The organism is Acinetobacter sp. P8-3-8 (genome assembly GCF_000214135.1).
In the GTDB taxonomy this organism is placed as follows: domain Bacteria; phylum Pseudomonadota; class Gammaproteobacteria; order Pseudomonadales; family Moraxellaceae; genus Acinetobacter.
Window position 1 is genome coordinate 72,885 of the sequence record NZ_AFIE01000009.1, and the last position, 20,191, is coordinate 93,075.

Annotated in this window: 17 protein-coding genes, 4 tRNA genes and 1 other RNA gene; 12 read left to right on the forward strand and 10 right to left on the reverse strand. The window is 38.0% G+C overall.

The annotated features are described in order from the left end of the window. Positions 1-197: 197 nt before the first annotated feature. Both GGG_RS0106330 and GGG_RS0106335 read right to left on the reverse strand, forming a co-directional pair. Positions 198-2,096, reverse strand: coding sequence for a DNA primase (locus GGG_RS0106330; RefSeq protein ID WP_010113168.1), 1,899 nt, complete (start codon positions 2,094-2,096; stop codon positions 198-200). A gap of 184 nt (positions 2,097-2,280) precedes the next feature. Continuing rightward, positions 2,281-3,297, reverse strand: a complete 1,017-nt coding sequence (locus GGG_RS0106335; protein WP_010113169.1) for an outer membrane protein assembly factor BamD — start codon at positions 3,295-3,297, stop codon at positions 2,281-2,283. Between the two features lie 71 nt (positions 3,298-3,368). On the opposite strand from GGG_RS0106335, the gene rluD reads away from it, so the two are divergent. The 3 genes from rluD to GGG_RS0106350 all read left to right on the forward strand — a co-directional run bounded on the left by rluD (position 3,369) and on the right by GGG_RS0106350 (position 5,912). Beyond that, positions 3,369-4,421: a 23S rRNA pseudouridine(1911/1915/1917) synthase RluD gene (gene rluD / locus GGG_RS0106340; protein ID WP_010113170.1), complete on the forward strand. Its 1,053-nt coding sequence runs from the start codon at positions 3,369-3,371 to the stop codon at positions 4,419-4,421. A 36-nt stretch (positions 4,422-4,457) separates the two neighbouring features. Next, complete coding sequence (gene pgeF / locus GGG_RS0106345) at positions 4,458-5,198, forward strand: peptidoglycan editing factor PgeF (RefSeq protein WP_010113171.1); 741 nt, start codon at positions 4,458-4,460, stop codon at positions 5,196-5,198. A 162-nt stretch (positions 5,199-5,360) separates the two neighbouring features. Beyond that, entirely contained in the window at positions 5,361-5,912 is a 552-nt protein-coding gene (locus GGG_RS0106350) for a flavodoxin family protein (RefSeq protein WP_010113172.1), read from the forward strand. An 87-nt stretch (positions 5,913-5,999) separates the two neighbouring features. Here the strand turns inward: GGG_RS0106350 and smpB are convergent, their stop codons facing one another. Next, entirely contained in the window at positions 6,000-6,476 is a 477-nt protein-coding gene (gene smpB, locus GGG_RS0106355) for an SsrA-binding protein SmpB (protein ID WP_010113174.1), read from the reverse strand. A gap of 161 nt (positions 6,477-6,637) precedes the next feature. Here smpB and coaD point away from each other — a divergent pair, with 161 nt between their 5' ends. The 4 genes from coaD (at position 6,638) to GGG_RS0106370 (ending at position 7,949) form a co-directional block, all read left to right on the forward strand. After that, positions 6,638-7,129: a pantetheine-phosphate adenylyltransferase gene (gene coaD / locus GGG_RS0106360; RefSeq protein WP_010113176.1), complete on the forward strand. Its 492-nt coding sequence runs from the start codon at positions 6,638-6,640 to the stop codon at positions 7,127-7,129. A gap of 1 nt (position 7,130) precedes the next feature. Then, the gene (locus GGG_RS0106365; RefSeq protein WP_010113178.1) at positions 7,131-7,394 is read left to right on the forward strand and encodes a YfhL family 4Fe-4S dicluster ferredoxin; all 264 of its coding nucleotides are present in this window, start codon (positions 7,131-7,133) and stop codon (positions 7,392-7,394) included. Positions 7,395-7,420: 26 nt separating this feature from the next. Beyond that, an RNA gene (gene rnpB, locus GGG_RS20430) (RNase P RNA component class A) lies at positions 7,421-7,798 on the forward strand. 74 nt (positions 7,799-7,872) lie between these two features. Next, positions 7,873-7,949 (forward strand) — tRNA-Met (locus tag GGG_RS0106370). 510 nt (positions 7,950-8,459) lie between these two features. On the opposite strand, the gene GGG_RS0106375 is transcribed toward GGG_RS0106370, so the two are convergent. After that, a tRNA-Leu gene (locus GGG_RS0106375) sits at positions 8,460-8,545 on the reverse strand. A gap of 207 nt (positions 8,546-8,752) precedes the next feature. Between GGG_RS0106375 and GGG_RS0106380 the strand changes: the two genes are divergently transcribed. Beyond that, positions 8,753-10,519: an alkaline phosphatase gene (locus GGG_RS0106380; RefSeq protein WP_010113179.1), complete on the forward strand. Its 1,767-nt coding sequence runs from the start codon at positions 8,753-8,755 to the stop codon at positions 10,517-10,519. 110 nt (positions 10,520-10,629) lie between these two features. Here the strand turns inward: GGG_RS0106380 and GGG_RS0106385 are convergent, their stop codons facing one another. The 3 genes from GGG_RS0106385 to GGG_RS0106395 form a co-directional block, all read right to left on the reverse strand. After that, positions 10,630-11,361: a hypothetical protein gene (locus GGG_RS0106385; RefSeq protein ID WP_010113181.1), complete on the reverse strand. Its 732-nt coding sequence runs from the start codon at positions 11,359-11,361 to the stop codon at positions 10,630-10,632. A gap of 293 nt (positions 11,362-11,654) precedes the next feature. Further along, positions 11,655-11,740: transfer RNA gene (locus GGG_RS0106390), tRNA-Leu, on the reverse strand. A 10-nt stretch (positions 11,741-11,750) separates the two neighbouring features. Next, positions 11,751-11,824: transfer RNA gene (locus GGG_RS0106395), tRNA-Cys, on the reverse strand. A gap of 151 nt (positions 11,825-11,975) precedes the next feature. Between GGG_RS0106395 and folD the strand changes: the two genes are divergently transcribed. Continuing rightward, positions 11,976-12,824 (forward strand): bifunctional methylenetetrahydrofolate dehydrogenase/methenyltetrahydrofolate cyclohydrolase FolD, encoded by an 849-nt coding sequence (folD, locus tag GGG_RS0106400; RefSeq protein WP_010113182.1) that lies wholly within the window; start codon positions 11,976-11,978, stop codon positions 12,822-12,824. Between the two features lie 366 nt (positions 12,825-13,190). Beyond that, complete coding sequence (locus GGG_RS0106405) at positions 13,191-13,859, forward strand: methyltransferase (RefSeq protein WP_010113183.1); 669 nt, start codon at positions 13,191-13,193, stop codon at positions 13,857-13,859. 41 nt (positions 13,860-13,900) lie between these two features. On the opposite strand, the gene GGG_RS0106410 is transcribed toward GGG_RS0106405, so the two are convergent. Further along, on the reverse strand, positions 13,901-14,329 hold the full coding sequence (locus tag GGG_RS0106410) for a hypothetical protein (protein WP_010113185.1): 429 nt from the start codon (positions 14,327-14,329) through the stop codon (positions 13,901-13,903). Positions 14,330-14,662: 333 nt separating this feature from the next. Here GGG_RS0106410 and GGG_RS0106415 point away from each other — a divergent pair, with 333 nt between their 5' ends. Continuing rightward, positions 14,663-15,424: a DeoR/GlpR family DNA-binding transcription regulator gene (locus GGG_RS0106415; RefSeq protein ID WP_010113187.1), complete on the forward strand. Its 762-nt coding sequence runs from the start codon at positions 14,663-14,665 to the stop codon at positions 15,422-15,424. 277 nt (positions 15,425-15,701) lie between these two features. After that, positions 15,702-17,231 (forward strand): glycerol-3-phosphate dehydrogenase, encoded by a 1,530-nt coding sequence (gene glpD, locus GGG_RS0106420; RefSeq protein WP_010113188.1) that lies wholly within the window; start codon positions 15,702-15,704, stop codon positions 17,229-17,231. A gap of 84 nt (positions 17,232-17,315) precedes the next feature. Here glpD and GGG_RS0106425 read toward each other — a convergent pair whose 3' ends face one another. Continuing rightward, positions 17,316-19,028, reverse strand: a complete 1,713-nt coding sequence (locus GGG_RS0106425; protein WP_010113190.1) for a flotillin family protein — start codon at positions 19,026-19,028, stop codon at positions 17,316-17,318. 30 nt (positions 19,029-19,058) lie between these two features. Further along, entirely contained in the window at positions 19,059-19,703 is a 645-nt protein-coding gene (locus GGG_RS0106430) for a YqiJ family protein (RefSeq protein ID WP_029574478.1), read from the reverse strand. Positions 19,704-20,191 lie beyond the last annotated feature (488 nt).

Below are 20,191 nucleotides of genomic sequence, written 5' to 3' on the forward strand. Positions count from 1 at the left end.
TCAAAAGTGATCGAAAATTAATATTGAGAGTCCTTACTCTTGCGCCATATATAGCTCAAGGGAAGGTTGGGATGAGGGCGATTTATCATATAAATCCTCACCCCCTTGCGCGTAATAACGCTCATCCTTTTAAAGGAGAGGGAACTTCCATTATATAAATAAATGTTCATCACAACTCGACTTATGCAAGAAGTCTATTAGTTATGTACTAACTTTAAACTGATCTGTCGAGTGAGTTCATTCAATTGTTTACGTAAATTACGCGATTCACTTAAAGAAATCGGTGATTTAAGTTTCTGTTTTAGATATTTTTCTTGTAAAGCCAAAGAATAATCAGAAGCCAATTTATCCGCCATTTCAGGTGCTTCGGTAAATGCTTGAATATTAGTACGTTGCATAATGTCCGATAATTCTAAATGATAAGCACTGCAAGCCCCTAAAATATAATAGGTTGCGAGTTCTTGATCATCAGGTAATTCATCGAAAATACGATCAAATACCGCCAAGATTTGTGCCAATAATTCATTCGGATCAATAAAGGCACGTAAAACTTCGAAATGGATATACAAAAAAGGGTGTTGCATTAAAATGGCGATGGCAAACTCTTCATTGCCCATATTTTGTTTAAACGAAAGGGTGGCATCCAAACTGACTTGAGGTTGCCATTTTTTATTAAAGCCAAGTTTTTCCTTAAAAAATTGACGCAATAAATAACGATACGAACCATGTTTAGGCAATAATTCAGTCAGTTGATTCAGTTCAGCCATGACCTGACTTTTACCTTCAGGCGTACCAATTTCATAATTTTGACTGAGTAATGCAAATACAAAATCAGATAATAATGGCGACTGTTGCCATAAGCGATTGAATATTTCTAAACCTTCTTTACGAATCAACGAGTCTGGATCATGCTCTTTCGGTAAGACAAAGAATTTCAGTTCACGACCATCATTGAGTAAAGGTAAGGCAATTTCTAAAGTACGACGAGCCGCTTTTTGACCCGCAGCATCACCATCAAAAGCAATGGTGATTTGATTATTTTGTTTAAATAAAATATTTAAATGGTCAGCATTACTGGCTGTTCCAAGGGTTGCGACTGCGCCTGAAATCCCGTTCTGTTGTAAGGCAATAACATCCATATAGCCCTCAACCATGAGCCAGTTTTGCGCGCGATCTTTTCGCCCCTCATATAAGCCATAAAGCAGTTGGTTTTTATGAAAAACTTCAGAATCGGGTGAGTTGATATATTTCGGTTTGATTTCATCGTTGAGCGCACGTCCACCAAAGCCAACAACACGTCCTTTGCTGTCACGAATTGGGAAAATGACGCGATCTCGCAATAGGTCAAAATCACGTCCACTATCACTGGTTCGAATTAAACCAAGTAATTTTAAACCTTCAATATCTTGAGGAAAGGCTTTTTCTAAATGTTGCCAATCTTCAGGTGCATAACCTAAGCGCCAATATTGAATGGTTTCTTTGCTCAACCCACGATGTTTAAAATAATGCTGTGCGGTTTTACTATTGGGTAACTGACGTTCATAAAATTGTGCAATATTTTCGAGCAAATCATAGAGATTGCCGTCAATAGGCGGCTGAGTAAAACCGACATCACCAAACTGAGTTGGATCAAAATTGTCAAAGTCTGAATAGCTTTGAAATGCTTCAAAAGGGTCAATGTCGATTGCGACAGCAGATTCATTTGCTGTTTGAGTAGGCGGCGACTCTACTTTTTTAATTTCAGCTTTTGGCTGTGGTTTTATGGCTTCACGTTTATAGGATAGTTTTTTATTATCATGGTTGTCTTTGGGAAGTTCGACACCTGCATGACTGGATAATTCCTTCATCACATCGATAAAGTTGCGATTATCAATGTCCATAAGAAAGCGAATCGCATTACCATTGGCTTGGCAACCAAAGCAGTGATAATACTGTTTGTCACGATACACGTGAAAAGATGGCGATTTTTCCTGATGAAAAGGGCAGCATCCTGAATAGGTGCGACCTGTCTTTTTCAATTTCACACGTTGACCAATCAGCTCGACAATGTCTGTGCGATCGAGGATTTGATCAATAGTATGTTGAGGAATTGCCATAGAAAAGCCAAAGTGAGTACAAAATTACAGAAACAAAGTGTACCTTAGTTTGAAATTGAAAAATATCTATGTATAAAAAAGACGGGTAGAAACCCGTCTTGATTTGTCGCATTGATCACTAAATCGAAAATAGCTTAGACGCTAAAAAGAAAAAGCTAAAAGAAGAAGTGAAAATAATTAATGATTATTTACGCTGACCGTCATACAAACTTTCATCAGCACGTGCAGGTTCGCTTGAAACTTCACGATTAGGACGATCCAATAAGCCAAAGCTCACTTTATTCAAAAGACTTGATTTTTGCTCATCTGTCGTTTGATTCGTTGTTTCTGTGCTTAGATCTGCTTTATCGCTACGTCCAAAAATACCCAAAGTTGCACGGTTGACCCAGCTTGCTTCTTTACGTGCAGCACGAAGATTTACTTCGCCATTTGATTTAACCAAATTAGGATAATTTTTCTTTAACACTTCAATATATTGTTCTGAAGTTGCTTTGTCGCCTAATTTGTCATAACCATAAGCAATGGTTGCTAAAGCTTCAGGGATTTGCGGAGTTTGTGGGTAATGCTCTAAAACCCATTGAGAGCGTTCAACAGCAGCCAAATATGCTTTACGTTTAATGTTGAAACGCGCTGCGTTCATTTCGCTTTCAGCCAATTCCTGACCAATAAATTTCATACGTTCTGCTGCATCTACAGAATATTGACTTGAAGGATAACGACGAATCAAGTCCACAAAGTTTTGATAAGCAACTTTTAAATAGCCAACATCACGATGTGCTTGTTTTAATGAAGTATAACGCAACATACTGTCATAGTTTTGCTCCATATTCGCTACACCACGAACATAGTAGGCATAGTCTAAATTTGGATGTTGCGGATTCAAACGAATAAAACGATCTGCAAGTGCGATCGTACCTTCATAATCTTTTTGCTTAAATTTTGTATAAATTAATTCGAGTTGAGCCTGTTGCGCATATTGTCCTGTTGGATAATAGGTATCAATTGCCTCTAAAGATTTTGCAGCGTCGCCATATTGCCCATTATCTAGTGATTTCATCGCTTTATTGAAATAAATTTGCTCGCTAGATTGTGGGCCAGTATCCACAACATCTTTCTTAGGATTGCTGCTACAACCTACAAAAGCTGTTGCTAAGCCTACAGTTAAAGCAAGCATTGTGACTTTATAACGTGGTAGCGACATAAAAATTCCTCTGTTTATACGGGCAATAGGCTACAATTGCGCTATTAAACCACTTTTGTCCGAATGAGCAAATGACTTCAGCACACTCTTCTAATTCTAATTTCCCAGAAAATGATTTCAATTTACTTGAAGATTCTGAGGATGCAGATAATCATAATTCTGCGCCGACTGCAACACGTTTATCGTTGCAATTTCAACTGGATGACAGCTATTTAGGGCAACGCATAGACCAAGTTGCAGCAACTGTTTGGAATGAGTTTTCGCGTGAAAAACTTAAACAGTGGATGAAGGAAGGTCATTTGTTGGTAAATGGTAACATTGTCAAACCAAAGTATAAATGTGAAGGCAATGAAATGTTGACTTTGGAGGTTGAGCTTGAGGCTCAAACTTCAGCACAACCTGAAAATATTCCTTTAGATATCATCTATGAAGATGATGACATCATGGTCATCAATAAGCCTGTAGGTATGGTGGTTCATCCAGGTGCAGGCAATCCGAATGGAACATTGGTCAATGCATTGCTTTACCATTATCCAAAATCAGCCGAACTCACTCGTGCAGGTTTAGTCCATCGTATCGATAAAGATACCAGTGGCTTATTGGTGGTTGCGAAGAATTTAGAGGCGCAATTTTCACTCAGTAAACAATTGGCTAAAAAAACAGTTTATCGAGTCTATGACTTGATTTGTTATGGAACGATGATTGCTGGCGGTAAAATCGACGAGCCGATCAAACGTCATCCTGTAGATCGTGTGAAAATGGCGATTTTACCAGGCGGTCGTGATGCGGTAACGCATTACAATGTCAAAGAGCGTTTTCAGCATTTTACCCGTGTACAAGCACAGCTTGAGACAGGGCGTACCCATCAAATCCGTATTCATTTCACTTATATTGGTTTTCCTTTAGTAGGTGATCCTGTCTATGTCAGCCGTGTGAAAGTACCTGCTGGAGCTTCTGATAAATTAGCGAGCACTTTACGTGGCTTTAAACGCCAAGCTTTACATGCTTCAAAACTTGGTTTGATTCATCCACAAACTAAGCAGGAAATGATGTTTGAAGCACCGTGGCCACAAGATTTTATTGATCTATTGGATGTTTTACGTTCTGAAAATAAAGCTTATTAATTGAAAAAGTGAATTGAATAAAAGGATCAGAAACACATGCAATTTGTTCAAGGATTACCACAAGGCGTATTTGTCGGACAGACACATATTCAGCATCCTAAAGCTTTGGCTTCGGAGCAATCTGAGCTTGATGGTTTTAATTTGGCGTTGCATGTGAATGACGATCCGAAGCGGGTACAAACGCATCGCATGATTTTGTTAGATGAGTTTGCTGAGTTCGGTGTAGATAAAATCACGTGGATGACGCAAACCCATAGCACAATTTGCCATACCATCAATGAAGAAATGCCTTTAGTGGCGCTAATCGGTGATGGATTGGTGACGCAAAAAACAGGTCATGTACTCATGATGATGACCGCAGATTGTTTACCTGTGGTTTTAGGTAATGCAGAAGGTACTGAAATTGCCAATTTACATGCAGGTTGGCGTGGTTTAGCAGGTGGTATTGTTGAAAATACGCTTGCAGAAATGAAGTCAAAACCAACATGGGCATGGTTAGGTGCAGCAATTAGCCAGCCTTGTTTTGAAGTGGGTGCAGAGGTTAAAGAAGCTTTCTGTTCAAAATATGCAGAATTAAACACAGCATTTCAAGACGGAGAGCAAGGTAAATACTATGCAGATCTTTATGCGATTGCTCGCTTCATTTTAAAACAACATGGTGTAGCAACAGTTTTAGGTGGTGATCAATGTTCTTATCGCCAAGATCAAGATTACTATTCTTATCGTCGACATGCTAAAACAGGCCGTATGGCAACATTTGCTTATATGAAAAAATAAATGAAAAAAATAAAAATAGATATTCAATGAAATTTTTGAACGAAGTGGAATCTTTATTGATTTCACTTTTTTCAATTTGATTCTGATTTGAATGATTTTTACAAGAATTGTTAAAATTTGAATTAGTGTTAAACTTGACTAAATTTGTTTGTTTTTATCGCTATGCCTTTATCCTCAAAATCTGTCGCGATCGTCTACCACAGCCCTTATGGTCATACTGCAAAAGTTGCAAATCATATCGCAGAAGGGGTGAAGAAGGTCGGTGTTCAAGTTCACCTGATGAATGTTGAGCATGTAGATTGGGATGTATTAGACCAAGCAGATGCTATTATTTTCGGCTGTCCAACTTATATGGGTAGCTTAACTTCTGCATTAAAATTATTTATGGAACAGTCATCTAAGCGTTGGTTAGCACGGACTTGGCAGGGGAAATTGGCTGCCGGTTTCACCAATGGTGGTGGTTTAAGTGGTGATAAACTGGCAGTGCTTCAGCAAATCAATCTTTTTGCCATGCAACATGGCATGTTATGGAGTGGTTTGCCAATGATGCCGACAGGGCGTGGACAAAATGACTTAAATCGCATGTCGAGCTTTTTAGGTTTAATGACCCAATCTGATAATGCACCTGTAGAAGTCACACCGCCTAAAGGTGATTTAGAAACTGCTATGTGGTTTGGTGAATATACGGCTTTGATGGTAAATCGTATTAAATAACGTATTGAGTTTGAGATAAATATAGATACATAGAATTGTAAAAAACCTCCAAGTGGAGGTTTTTTTATCGATCGATTGTTTTGTTGATTATTTATGCATAATACGTGCTTTATCACGTTGCCAATCACGGTCTTTCTCAGTCGCACGTTTGTCATGTAATTGTTTACCTTTCACCAATGCAATTTCAAGTTTTGCCAGAGGACCTTTCCAATAACATGCTAAAGGCACGCAGGTATAACCTTTTTGGTTAATCGCCCCCATCAACTTTTCAAGTTCACGGCGAGAAAGTAATAATTTACGTGTACGTGTTGCCTCTGGTACAACGTGAGAAGAGGCAGAAAGTAAGGGTTGAATCTGAGCTCCAAACAGGAAAGCTTCATTATTTTTAAACGTAATATAGCTTTCAGTGATCGTCATACGCCCAGCACGTAACGATTTCACTTCCCAGCCTTGTAAAGACAGACCAGCTTCAAATTTTTCTTCAATGAAATAATCGTGGCGTGCACGTTTATTTAGCGCAATCGTCCCACTATTATTTTTTTTAACAACAATGTTTTTCGACATAATACAAATATTCCAAGAATAGTCTTATTTTGCCTCAAACTTGAGTCAAGGTGAAGTCATTTCAGAATTAAAAACCTGATTGTAAATGAGTTGAGGTTCTTCGCTAATATTTCAGTTTTTGTTAAACTATGTGCTGACTTCACAAACTAGAGTATAAATGGATGTCTAAAACTCGTGTTATTTATCCGGGGACTTTTGATCCAATTACCAATGGTCATGTCGATTTAGTGGCGCGCGCCGCCAGAATGTTCGATGAGGTTGTGGTCGCTATTGCGATTGGACATCATAAAAATCCAGTCTTTAGTTTGGAAGAACGTGTAGAGCTAGCACAGATTTCGCTCAAACATTTACCCAATGTGGAGTTTGTTGGCTTCGATGGTTTACTTGTTAATTTTGCCCGTGAGCAAAATGCTACAGCCGTATTGCGTGGTTTAAGAGCCGTTTCTGATTTTGAATACGAATTTCAACTTGCCAATATGAATCGCCAATTAGATCAGCATTTTGAAACAGTATTTCTAACACCGTCAGAACAATTTTCATTTATTTCCTCAACGATGGTTCGGGAAATAGCACGATTAAAAGGTGATGTGGCTAAATTTGTTCCACAATGTGTCGTAGAAGCCTTTGATCGTAAACATCAACAAGGTTGGTAGTGTGTCTTTAATCATCACCGAAGAATGCATCAATTGTGATGTGTGTGAGCCTGTATGTCCAAATGAAGCGATTTACATGGGGGAGGAAATTTATGAAATTAATCCAAACCTATGTACTGAGTGTGTTGGGCATTATGATCAACCACAATGTTCACTTTTCTGTCCTGTCGATTGTATTCCGCTTGATCCCAATCATGTGGAAAGCCAAGATGAATTGATGGAAAAGTATAAAAAACTGATTGCTCAAAAAAGCACGAGCAATTAGCAATAAAATTTGTTAGGATACGCCCCGAAGTGAGCCAGACGATCGCTGCTGTGGAAATCTCCGTGATTGAAGCAGGGGAGGAAAGTCCGGGCTTCAACGGGCAAGGTGCCAGGTAACGCCTGGGCGGTGTGAACCGACGGAAAGTGCAGCAGAGAGTAGACCGCCTTCAATATCGTTTCTTTTCGGAGAAATGGAAGGTAAGGGTGAAAGGGTGCGGTAAGAGCGCACCGCATGACTGGTAACAGTTCATGGCATGGTAAACCCCACCGGAAGCAAGACCAAATAGGGATCCTTTAGGCATGGCCCATGCTGGATCCGGGTAGGTTGCTGGAGCGTATGAGTGATTGTACGCCTAGAGGAATGATCGTTCACGACAGAACCCGGCTTATCGGCTCACTTCAACAAATTTTGATCAATTAAGCGCATTAAGTACTTGACGTACAGATGATAACATCACATAATGCGCCCACAGTTTTTCGGCTATGTAGCTCAGTTGGTTAGAGCACCGCACTCATAATGCGGGGGTCACAAGTTCAAGTCTCGTCATAGCCACCATTTTTATAGACCACGTTCCAAAACGTGGTCTTTTTTTATCTTTAAAATTCTCACTGAATCCTCCTCTTACTTGAACAATCTAATTTTTATCTAAATTGATTCATCTAAATTCATTCAAAATAAAGCTGTATTAAACTGATCTATCTATTTTTAATGATTCGATCTTATAGAACTGGAATTAAAAAATAATAATTGATTCATTCATTCTCTGATCGAGATTCTGATCTTTCTAATGCTGGCAAAAGTGCTGTGAGGCTATACCTATTCAGGTATTCTCTGGCTTAGGGAAGGAGATATTGGATTATTATAATGATCTTTATAATAACCTTCTTGGAGTGGATTGATGTGTAATTCAGCAGATTTGACTGTAATTTGTTGAAATTTCAGTAAGAATTTTCTTGATAAATAATCTATTCGATATTATTTTAGCTCATGCAGATACTGAATTTTAGGCATAAAAAAACCAGCATATCGCTGGAATTTTTATTGCACCATTTTAGATCTGTAAAATGGTGCCCGAGGCCAGACTCGAACTGGCACGCTTTGTGGGCGGGGGATTTTAAATCCCCTGTGTCTACCGATTTCACCACTCGGGCATGAGCGCAATAATAAAGGAGAGATTTTCACTTGGCAAGGATATTTCAGTCGATTTGCTTTCTTTTCAATCAATTCATGTGTTTATGTTTGAAAATAAGCCAATTTTTCTTAAAAAATGTTTTTGTCATGATTTTTTCATTCATTTGAGATCAAAGTGAAATCTAAATGTTCTAAATTAACTGGATAAAAAAACTTAGGGAAAATCAATGTCTAATTCAATTTCACGCCGTGCACTTATTCAAAGGTCATTAGCAGGTTTTGGGGCATTATCTTTACCAGTCGGGTTGACTGCATGTGATGATGATAACGATAGTTCAATTAAACCAACAACAAAAGCGACATTTAAACACGGGGTAGCAAGTGGTGATCCGCTGAAAGATCGAGTGATTTTGTGGACACGTATTACACCAGAAGATACATCACTACGTTTAGAGGTGGTGTGGGAAATAGCAACGGACGACAAATTTACCCAAATTATCAATACAGGCAAGGTACAAACGGCTGCCGCGCAAGATTTCACCATTAAAGTTGATGCAGATAAATTGAAATCGGGACAAACGTATTTCTATCGCTTTAAATTTGGTTCGGTCACTTCACCAGTAGGGCGTACCAAAACATTGCCAGAAACCACCAGCTCGGTGCAATTTGCAGTGTGTTCTTGTGCAAACTATCCAGCAGGCTATTTCCATGTTTATAAAGAAATGGCAAAACAAGAACTTGATGCGATTATTCATTTGGGTGATTACATTTATGAATATGGTCAAGGTGGCTATGCAACAGCAGATGCTGAAAAGTTAGGTCGTACTTTCGCAGCGGGTAATGAAAACGAAATTATCAAATTGGATGATTATCGTAAACGTTATGCGTTGTACCGTTTGGATGTGGATTTACAAGCTGCACATCTGCGTCATCCATTTATTGTGATTTGGGATGACCATGAGTTAGCCAATGATGCATGGAAAGATGGCGCAGGGAATCATCAAAGTACTGAAGGTGCTTTTTTAGATCGTAAATTAGCAGCATTACAAGCTTATTTTGAATGGATGCCGATTCGTCCCGTGTCTGAAACAGATCATTTGAATATTTACCGTCAATTTGACTTTGGTTCATTGGTTCAACTCACCATGCTAGATACACGTATTTTGGCGCGTGATAAGCAGTTGGATTATGCTGATTATATGACAGCGTCAGGCATGGATTTTGCTCGTTTCCAAGCGGATTTAGCCAGTACTACACGAACTTTGGTGGGTTATACGCAACGTGCATGGCTACAACAGAAATTGGCGCAATCTACAGCGACATGGAACGTACTTGGACAGCAAGTGTTGATGTCTAAAATGTTAATTCCTGCTGAATTGTTGTTGCCTCTTGCTGCGATTACCAGTGGTAATGCGACATCTGAAGTTTTAGCTCAAATGAATAAACAAATTACTGAATTGGTTACATTGAAAATGCGTTTGCAGGCTGGCGACCCAAGTTTAACCGCTGCGGAAAAAGCACGTGTCACAACTGTTGCGCCGTATAACCTTGATGCATGGGATGGTTATTATGTGGAACGTGAAGTTTTATACGGAACATTAAAAGCATTGAATAAGAAAGTTGTTGTACTCGCAGGAGATACACATAATGCTTGGTCTTCAGATTTGCATTCGCAAGCAGGTGACTTTGTTGGCGTAGAATTGGCGACCAGTTCTGTTTCTTCACCGGGCTTAGAAGAATATTTGAATATTCCGATGGCACAGTTGCAGCAATTCGAAATGGCATTTACCACGTTAATTGATGAGTTGAACTACGCTAACTTGAATCAACGTGGTTATTTAAAAGTCAATTTTACAGCACAGCAAGTGCAAGCGGACTGGGTCTTTATGAGTACAATTAAAGACAAGAGCTATGTTGTGGATACAGTACGTGGACATCAATTGGTATTGAATAGTGCTTTGGTCGACGTAGCAACTGTGCAGAAAAGTGCTTAGATCAATTTGCTTCTGATGTTGATACAAAAGTATTGATACAAAAAACCAAGCATTTATTGCTTGGTTTTTTCTTTATGGGCATCTTAACAAGAAGAAATAAGAGTCTGACCTTACATTAAACTGTCCATATAAGCATCTAAGTCGACATATTTATAAGTCATACACATTTCATTTTCGAATTTAAGTAGTTTTAAGTGTAGTTCTAAATACTGTGTCAATTGTTGTTGCTGAAATTTAAATTGCTCAGAATTTTTAGCATGGAATTTCATTTTAAATTTAGCTTTTTTGGCTTGTTTATACGCCCAAAAGCAGGTTCTACGGATTTGTTGTAATTGATAATATTCAGTATCTTTGGTGCTATCTCTAAATAAATTTTCTTTATAGAACTTCACAAAACCAAAACTCATAGCAAAAAAGAACAGAACACCTTGTAATAAAATGCTTTCAAAAAAGTAAATGTTCAGTGCTTGTAAGATGATGAGAATAGCGAGTTTAAGCGGAGTATTGTTGAGTTGTTTATAAAGATGTACAGAACTGTGTTTAATCTGTTTGATAATAAATGGCACGATCAGCATAAAAAAGAGCATGATGGCTAAAGCTGCAATACCTTTGGCTTGAAAAGGATCAAACTGAGGGTAATGATTTTCTATATAGTGACCTAAACTAAAATAAATACTACAGAAAATCATGATCGATAAAACCCACGGAATGAATTCCTTTGCTTCGTCTAAAAGTCCTTTTGTTTTCATCTGACTGTAAAATAAAAAATTGCGTTTAAACGCTTGAGGATATTTATTTTGCAAGTCTTGCAGAAAAAGCACAGCTTGTTGGGATCTGATCATACTACTCATTTGGCATAGACTGAACATGTTCATCGTTCAGAGTACTATTACGATTTTCAAAATTAAACTCATTGTAAGGCTAATTTTGAATTGGGGGCAAGAACTTGAATCAAATACAATGTGTTTTAAATTTTTGAAAATGTAGAAGTTCGTGATTTGGGTGGGAATAAACTTAAAAATAGTATTGTAAGTACTTAATAAATATTATTAATTCTTATATTTAGTAAATTTTAGATATAAAAAAACCAGCATAAGCTGGAATTTTTATTGCACCATTTTAAGAAGTATTAAAATGGTGCCCGAGGCCAGACTCGAACTGGCACGCTTTGTGGGCGGGGGATTTTAAATCCCCTGTGTCTACCGATTTCACCACTCGGGCTTTACAAGATTGGAGGCGGAGGTCGGAATCGAACCGGCGTACACGGAGTTGCAGTCCGCTGCATGACCACTCTGCCACCCCGCCATGTCTTGGTGATGCACATATTAGCAACCTTTGAAAAAAAACAATACTATAATTCATGCATATGCACATAAATTCGGCATATAGAATAAAAATGTTCAAATAATCATGTATTATTTGCAAAATTGATTCATATCTACCTTGGAGATGTGCCGTGGCATTGGTATTAGATGGTCGCGCATTAGCGAAACAAATTGAAGCAGACTTGTTGACTCGTGTTGAAGCTTTAAAAGCAAAAACAGGTCGTACCCCAATTTTAGCCACTATTTTGGTCGGTGATGATGGTGCATCTGCAACTTATGTACGTATGAAAGGTAATGCTTGCCGTCGTGTAGGTATGGATTCTCTTAAAGTTGAATTAGGTAAAGAAACAACGACTGAACAATTACTCGCTGAAATTGAGAAGTTGAATGCCAATCCTGATGTTCACGGTATTTTGTTACAGCATCCTGTACCTGAACAAATTGATGAACGTGCTTGTTTTGATGCTATTTCACTTGAAAAAGATGTAGATGGCGTAACTTGCTTAGGTTTTGGTCGTATGGCAATGGGTGAGGCGGCGTATGGTTCTGCGACCCCAGCAGGTATTATGACCACGCTTAAAGAATACAACATTGAAATCGCGGGTAAGCATGCTGTTGTTGTCGGTCGTTCTGCGATTCTGGGTAAGCCGATGGCGATGATGCTATTACAAGCTAATGCGACTGTAACGATTTGCCATTCACGTACTCAAAATCTTGCAGAATTGGTGAAACAAGCGGATATCGTTGTTGGTGCTGTCGGTAAGGCTGAGTTAATCCAAAAAGATTGGATTAAACAAGGCGCTGTCGTTGTTGATGCAGGTTTCCATCCACGTGATGGTGGCGGTGTAGGCGATATTCAATTGGTCGGTATTGAAGACGTTGCTTCTGCTTATACACCAGTACCGGGTGGTGTCGGGCCTATGACGATTACAACATTAATTCGTCAAACAGTTGAAGCTGCTGAAAAAGCGTTGGGTTAATAGTGCTGTAGTTATTCCTTCTCCCTTTGGGATGAGGAATATTATTCCGCAAGAGGATGAGGGAAATTTATCATATAAATCCTCTCCCTTGCGCGTAATAACGCTCATCCTTTAAAAGGAGAGAGGGAACTTCCATTATTATAAATGGTTCATCACAACTCGACTTATGCAAGAAGTCTATTGTAGCGATTACTCCTTCTCCCTTATGGGTGAGGAATATTATTCCGCAAGAGGATGAGGGGTATAAATCCTCTCGCTCTTATGTGAAATAATGTTCATCCTTTAAAAGGAGGGAACATAATGACCTTAGGCTTATATCGCGTTTTTATGAATTAAACGTTTAACCTTAAAATGAATAAAAATCAAATGAGCTGTACTTTTCAATTGGCTAAAGCCCCGCAACATTTACTCACTGCCTTGCACGAAGTCATTCCAAATTGTGAGCTTATTGCACAGCAATTGCCTGAAACACCAATTTCTTTGTGGCTGATTCCACCTGTATTTCCAACAGATCGCTTAGATGATGAAGTGATTCGTCGTATTTGGAACGATACGCCTTATTGGATATTTTGTTGGGCTTCAGGGCTTGCAATGGCACAGTGGTTACTTGCAGAGCCACATCATGTCAAAGATAAAGTGGTTTTAGACTTTGGCGCAGGGTCGGGCGTGGTTGCGATTGCTGCGAAAATGGCAGGTGCAAAACGAGTGATTTGTTGTGATATCGATCAAGTGAGTTTAGATGCATGTCGTGAAAATGCATTATTAAATAACGTCGAACTTGAATATTTAGATGATTTGTATAAAGCAGAGCAGGTGGATGTCTTACTTGCAGCAGATGTTTTATATGATCAATCCAATCGCTTCTTCTTGGATGAATTTTTAAAATTTGCACCTGAGGTTTGGGTGGCTGATAGTCGTGTGAAGAATTTTAGTCATCCACATTATCAAAAGCTAGATGAGCGTAGTGCGACAACTTGGCCTGATTTAGATGAAGCCAAAGAGTTTAGAAATGTAAGTTTTTATAAGACGCTGTAATTGCGTCTTATAAATTTTTATTAGTGTCGTAAATATTTACATTAAGAACAAGTATAACGAACCACATGCAAAGTACTTGGACGTGTTTCTAGTGCTTGACGAGTCGCATAGTCTTCGCTGTTATTTAAATTTGGTGTGTTTGAAAGTCCAAAAGAAGTACGACTGTGGCCTAACTGAACCCCTTTTTGATCATTGCTTGCTGTTTGCGGATTAATAATTTCATTCACACTTAAGACAGCAATCTTATAAGATTTATTTTCACCTAAAACTTTTTTGCAGGCACGTTGTAATTTATCTTCATCTAAATCACGATCTGCACGACCAGATAGTGTATAAGCCAGCGTAGCGCTGTTTGAACTTTGATTTTCGATTTGATAGCCTGTAACACCGTTATACTGACGTGGTGTAGTTTGACATGCAGTTAAACCTAACATAAGGCAACCTAGTCCTAAGAATGTAATCTTTTTCATTTTGCAAGTCTCGGTGTTGTTGTTATTTTAAGTATGCCATAGCTCAAATCAATTCACGAACATTGTCTTGAGTATTCATGCAAAAGTGAGCTAAAAATTAGATTAAAATAGGGTGCGATAATGATCCAATATATTTTGAGAAATAGAGCTTTAAAATTGTCATGTAAATAAAGCAGGGATGTTAGGAACGAATATTGAACACGGAACAAATTTTTTGAATAAATATTCATATTTTAAATGTTCTTTTTTAAAGAATAGATTTAGGGATTTATATTTATGATATTTTATTCATTGTATGTTCGTTTTCGAAAATAAAACAACAAGGTTTATCAAATGAGTTTAGCGATCCGCCAACAACAGACTTTAGAATTGGTCAAAGAACGTGGTTATATCAGTATTGATGAGTTAGCACAGCATTTCTCAGTGACACCACAAACAGTACGTCGTGATATCAATCAATTAGCCGATGATGGATTGTTACGTAGATACCACGGTGGCGCAGCCATAGAGTCTAATTCTAGTGTTTCCAACACTGATTATAGTATGCGTATTGATCATAATTTCGAAGAAAAACAAAGAATTGCTAAGGCAATTGCAGATGCTGTTCCAGATCATGCCTCTATTTTCATCAATATTGGAACCACGACTGAAGCGATTGCACATGCATTAATGGAACATCATGGTTTAAAAGTAATCACCAATAATCTGAACGTTGCCAATATTTTAAGTAAAAAAGAAGATTTTGAAATTCTGATTGCTAGTGGCAAAGTTCGTCCAGATGGTGGCGTGATTGGGCAAGCAACGTCTGATTTTTTTAAACAGTTCAAAGTAGATTATGCTTTAATTGGAATTAGTGGTATTGATGAAGACGGCACTTTGCTTGATTTTGATTTCCAAGAAGTTTCTGTTTCTCAAGAGATTATTGCAGGTGCAAGACAGGTTTTTCTTGCTGCCGATCATAGTAAATTTGGTCGCAATGCGATGATGCGCGTGGGAAGTTTGACTGATATTGAATGTCTTTTTACCAATGAAAAACCAAGTGATGCTTTTCTACAAAAGATTAAAGAAGCAGACGTGACTTTAGTGATTGCATAAATTGTCGAACACGGGTTATTGAGCGCAAGCTATTGATCATTTTCATTAAAATGAAAATGTGTTGATCACTGATATTAAGTATTTAAAACAATCCATCATTGTGCGGTAATATAAAGAAGCATCTGAATGTTTACTGTTTAGTATTGCTGAATAATGAAAATAAACGAAAAATATAAATGTACGTTGATCGTTTTTTGATAGACAATATGTTCATAATTGTTTATTATTTTCTTAAATGAAAATAAACGAAAAATACTGCAAGGTATAGGTGATCGAAATGAATCAAATTCTTGAGCAACAGACGTGTTATGACATTGCTGTAATTGGCGGTGGGATTAATGGTGTTGGAATTGCCACGGATGCGATTGGGCGTGGCTTATCTGTTTTTTTATGTGAGAAAGACGATTTAGCCAGCCATACCTCATCTGCAAGTAGTAAATTGATTCATGGTGGTTTGCGTTATTTAGAGCATAAAGAATTTAGATTGGTTCGTGAAGCATTGGCAGAGCGTGAAGTTTTATTGACTAAAGCGCCGCATATTATCCGACCAATGCGTTTTATTATGCCACATCAACCGCATTTACGACCTGCATGGTTAATCCGTACAGGCTTGTTTTTTTACGATCATTTAGGGAAACGAGAAAAGCTTGCTGGTTCTAATTTGGTTCAGTTTGTTGCTGAAACCAGTCCTTTAAAAGATGAAATAACACGTGGTTTTGAATATTCAGACTGTGCTGTTGATGATTCACGATTAGTGATTCTCAATGCAATACAAGCGCGTGAAAAGGGCGCTAAAATTGTAACGCAAACACGTTGCGTATCTGCAAAACGTGAAAATGGAATTTGGGTCGTCGAGCTTGAAAATGAACAAGGTCGCTATCAAATCCATGCAAAAGCTTTGGTTAATGCAGCAGGACCATGGGTTGCTCAATTTATAAAGCAAGATTTAAAGCTCAAATCTCAATATGGTATTCGTTTAATACAAGGCAGTCACATTATTGTGCCTAAAATTTATGAGGGCGATAAAGCTTTCATTATGCAAAATGATGATCAACGTATTGTATTTGCGATTCCTTATTTAGATAAATACACCATGATTGGGACGACGGATCGTGAATATACAGGTGATCCAAATCAAGTCGAAATTACTCAAGCTGAAATTGAATATCTTTTAGATGTGGCGAATGATCATTTTAAAAAGACATTACAGCAAGACGATATTATTCAGACTTTTTCTGGTGTACGTCCATTGTGCGATGACGAATCGGATAACCCAGCGGCCATTACACGTGATTACACTTTGGTTTTATCGAAAGATGAAGAGAATGAAGCACCGTTGTTGTCTGTGTTTGGTGGGAAGTTAACCACTTATCGTAAGCTTGCTGAATCAGCAATGGAACATTTGAAAAAGTTTTTCCCTGACATGGCGAAACCGTGGACTGAAAAAGCGTTATTGCCTGGCGCTGAAAATTTAGCTTCTATAGATGATTTAATTCTTGAAATACAAAATAAAATCAAAGGTCTGGATGCAGAAACAGCAAATCGTTGGGCACGTGCGTATGGGACGTGTGTGTGGAACTTTGTTCAGTACGCAACATCTGTTCATGAGCTTGGTCAGCATTTCGGACATGGTTTATATGCGCAAGAAGTTGATTATTTAGTCGATGCAGAATGGGCGACAACTAGCGTTGATATTTTAAAGCGCCGTACCAAACTGTATTTAGAACTTACACAGGATGAAGTGCAAGCATTAGATGTATATCTACTTGAATTGCATCAACGTCGTATGCAAAAAGAAGTGGCTTAGTTTGATCAGTTTCTGGGGAAGGTAAGTTGTAGATTCTCGTAATAAATCAAAGCCTCTATAAATAGAGGCTTTGATTTTAATGGATTATTCTTTTTCAGACTTCGGATGTAATGATTGAGTTAAACCATTAATATCCCCACCTTTAATTCCTAATTCATTCATTAAACTATCAATCAGTGGTGCTTGAGAGCGATAACGTAGAGCACTATTGACGACTTGGTCTGAAAGGGCAACTTGACCTTGTTCAGATGCTTCACCTGAATGAGTTGTCGTATTCATACCACCTAAACCATTGACTTGTAAAATTTTAATATCATCAATGTTTTCCATAGGCTTAACGCTTTCACGAATAATTTCAGGTAAATACTTCATGAGTGCTAAGCGAATTTGCATCTCAACTTGTTCAGTAGACAAGATGTTATTGGCTTCATTGACAGCACGTGTACCATCAGCATCAACTTGATATTGTTTCTCTTGAGCTGCGGCAAGTAACATTTTTGCATCTGCTTCACCTTTGGCTTTTAAGCGAACTTTTTCAGCTTCAGCTTGTGCTGCGATACGTACAGCTTCTGCATCATCTGCTGCTGCTTGTTTAGAAGCTTCTGCTGCAACGGTAATGGCAATCGCATCTGTTTCGGCAACCTGTTTAGCTGCAACCAATTCAACAGCTTTTAAACGCTCTGCACGTTGAGTCTCACGTACAGTCGTCACTTCTTCTTCTGCTTTTACAGCTTGAGCACGGGCTTGGTCAGCCAGTGCTTTTGCTTCAGATTCAGCACGTGATTTTTCTGCTATGGCAATGGCACGATCTTGCTCAGCCAATTCAATGGTTTTCTTTTGTTCGACTTGCGCTTTTTGAATCAATTGTGCTTTCTGAATATTTTCATTTTCAACATCACGAGCAGATGCAATACGTTTTAATTCAACTTCACGTTCAGCAGCAATTCGAGCTTCTTCAGCTTCACGTTTTTTCCCTGCTTCCTGCGATGCGATTTCAGCCATTTGTTCTGCTTTACGAATGGCGATTTCACGTTCTTGTTGAAGCTTTGCGTATTCTTCTTCACGTAAAATTTGTAAACGAGCTTGTTCAGTCGAAAGGTTTTTAGCTTTGATGGCTAAGTCATTGTCTTGTTCAATATCATTTCGTTTTTTACGACGATCTTCAATCGTTTCAGTGAGTTTAGTCAAACCTTCTGCATCGAAAGCATTTTGTGGGTTAAAGTATTCAAAACTGGTTTGGTCTAAACCTGTTAGAGAAACGGTTTCTAATTCTAAACCATTTTTAAATAAATCTTCAGAGACGACTTGTTGAACTTTTTGAACGAAATCAACACGCTTTTCATGTAATTCTTCCATTGCCATTTCAGCAGCAACGGCACGCAAAGAGTCAACAAACTTACCTTCAACCAAGTCTTTTAACTCTTGCGGAGACATGGTTTTTTTACCCAAAGTCTGTGCAGCAGTAGCAATCGACTCCGCAGTCGGTTTAACTCGAACGTAGAATTCAGCCATCACGTCAACACGCATACGGTCACGAGTAATTAAAGCTTGATCTGTTGCACGTTTTACTTCAAGGCGAAGCGTGTTCATATTCACAGGAATCACTTCATGTAAGACTGGAAGTACCAAAGCACCACCATTTAAGATGACTTTCTCACCACCAAAACCTGTACGGACAAAAGATACTTCTTTACTTGAACGCTTATATAAGCGTGCAATAATCACCCCAATGACAACTAATGCCACCAGTATAATTCCTGCTAAAACAAGTATTTCATATAAATTTTCAGTCAACATTTTATTATCTCTGAGTTTGTTATTTAAAAATTAGACGGTAACGGCTTGGAAACCAATTTTGGTTCTTTGTGTTAAAAGGACTTCTTGACCTTGTTGAAAGATAACATCTGTTTCAGGTTCAACTAAGATGTAATGGGTTTGTCCAAATTGATCAACCACTTTGGCCTGAGCAGGGTAGTTAAGCTTTGCTTCACCTAAAATAATCTGTGCTTTACGTCCAATCAATTCATCACTATGAATGGCTGTGGTTTCATCTTGCGGTAAAATTTTCGCAATGACTGCTGCACAAGTACGCACGATCGGCATACATAAGAAAAGGGCAGCAGGAGCAATGATCCAGATTGGAAAATAACTTTGTGTAAAGTGGTGGAAAATGGCTTGAACAATAAAGCCAAACAATGCATAAACTGTCAGGAAAATGATCAACCAGACTAAAACAGGAATGCGGCCTAAGTACAACCAATCTAAGAATTGTACAAAAACACTGCTTTCTGCATTGAGTTCTACATCGGGATGATGCGATTCAAGTAATTGATCAGGAATGAATTGATCTAAGAAGCCTTGCGAGGTTGATCCAATTATTAACAGTAGGCATTCCAAAATACCGAGCAATAACATGAGGCATAAGCTGACGCTAAAGATGAGATTGGATGAATGCGTAAAGAGTTCCCACATGTTTGCTGTACTCAATATATTGTTTAGTTTTCTTATAAAAATACAATTTAATATGAATTAATGTATAAAAATATCATTAATTAATTCAATGAATAGATAAAGCTTATCGGTTTTATAAAGAGATTGCAATTTAAATATTTGCTTATAATAATCAAAATCAATGTGTTATGTTTTATTAAGAAAAACTAAGTTAAAAATATGAATTAAAAACTATTGCTTGCGTTTTATTCAAGTATTGCTTATAAATGAAGCTGTTTTTACGGATGAAAACAAAGACAAAAAAAATACGCAATGATTGGGGTGATCATTGCGTAGAACAACGAATCTGCTTTCACAGTTCGGTTAAGGAGAAATGTTATGAATTTTGGGGAAGATTCATAACTTAAGTAGATAGTAGATGTTCTCATCTGTAATTTCATTGGTATTCACGTAAATAAGTGTTAACTCTCGTAAGCGAGGTTAAAATGTGAACACCATCAAACAAAAAA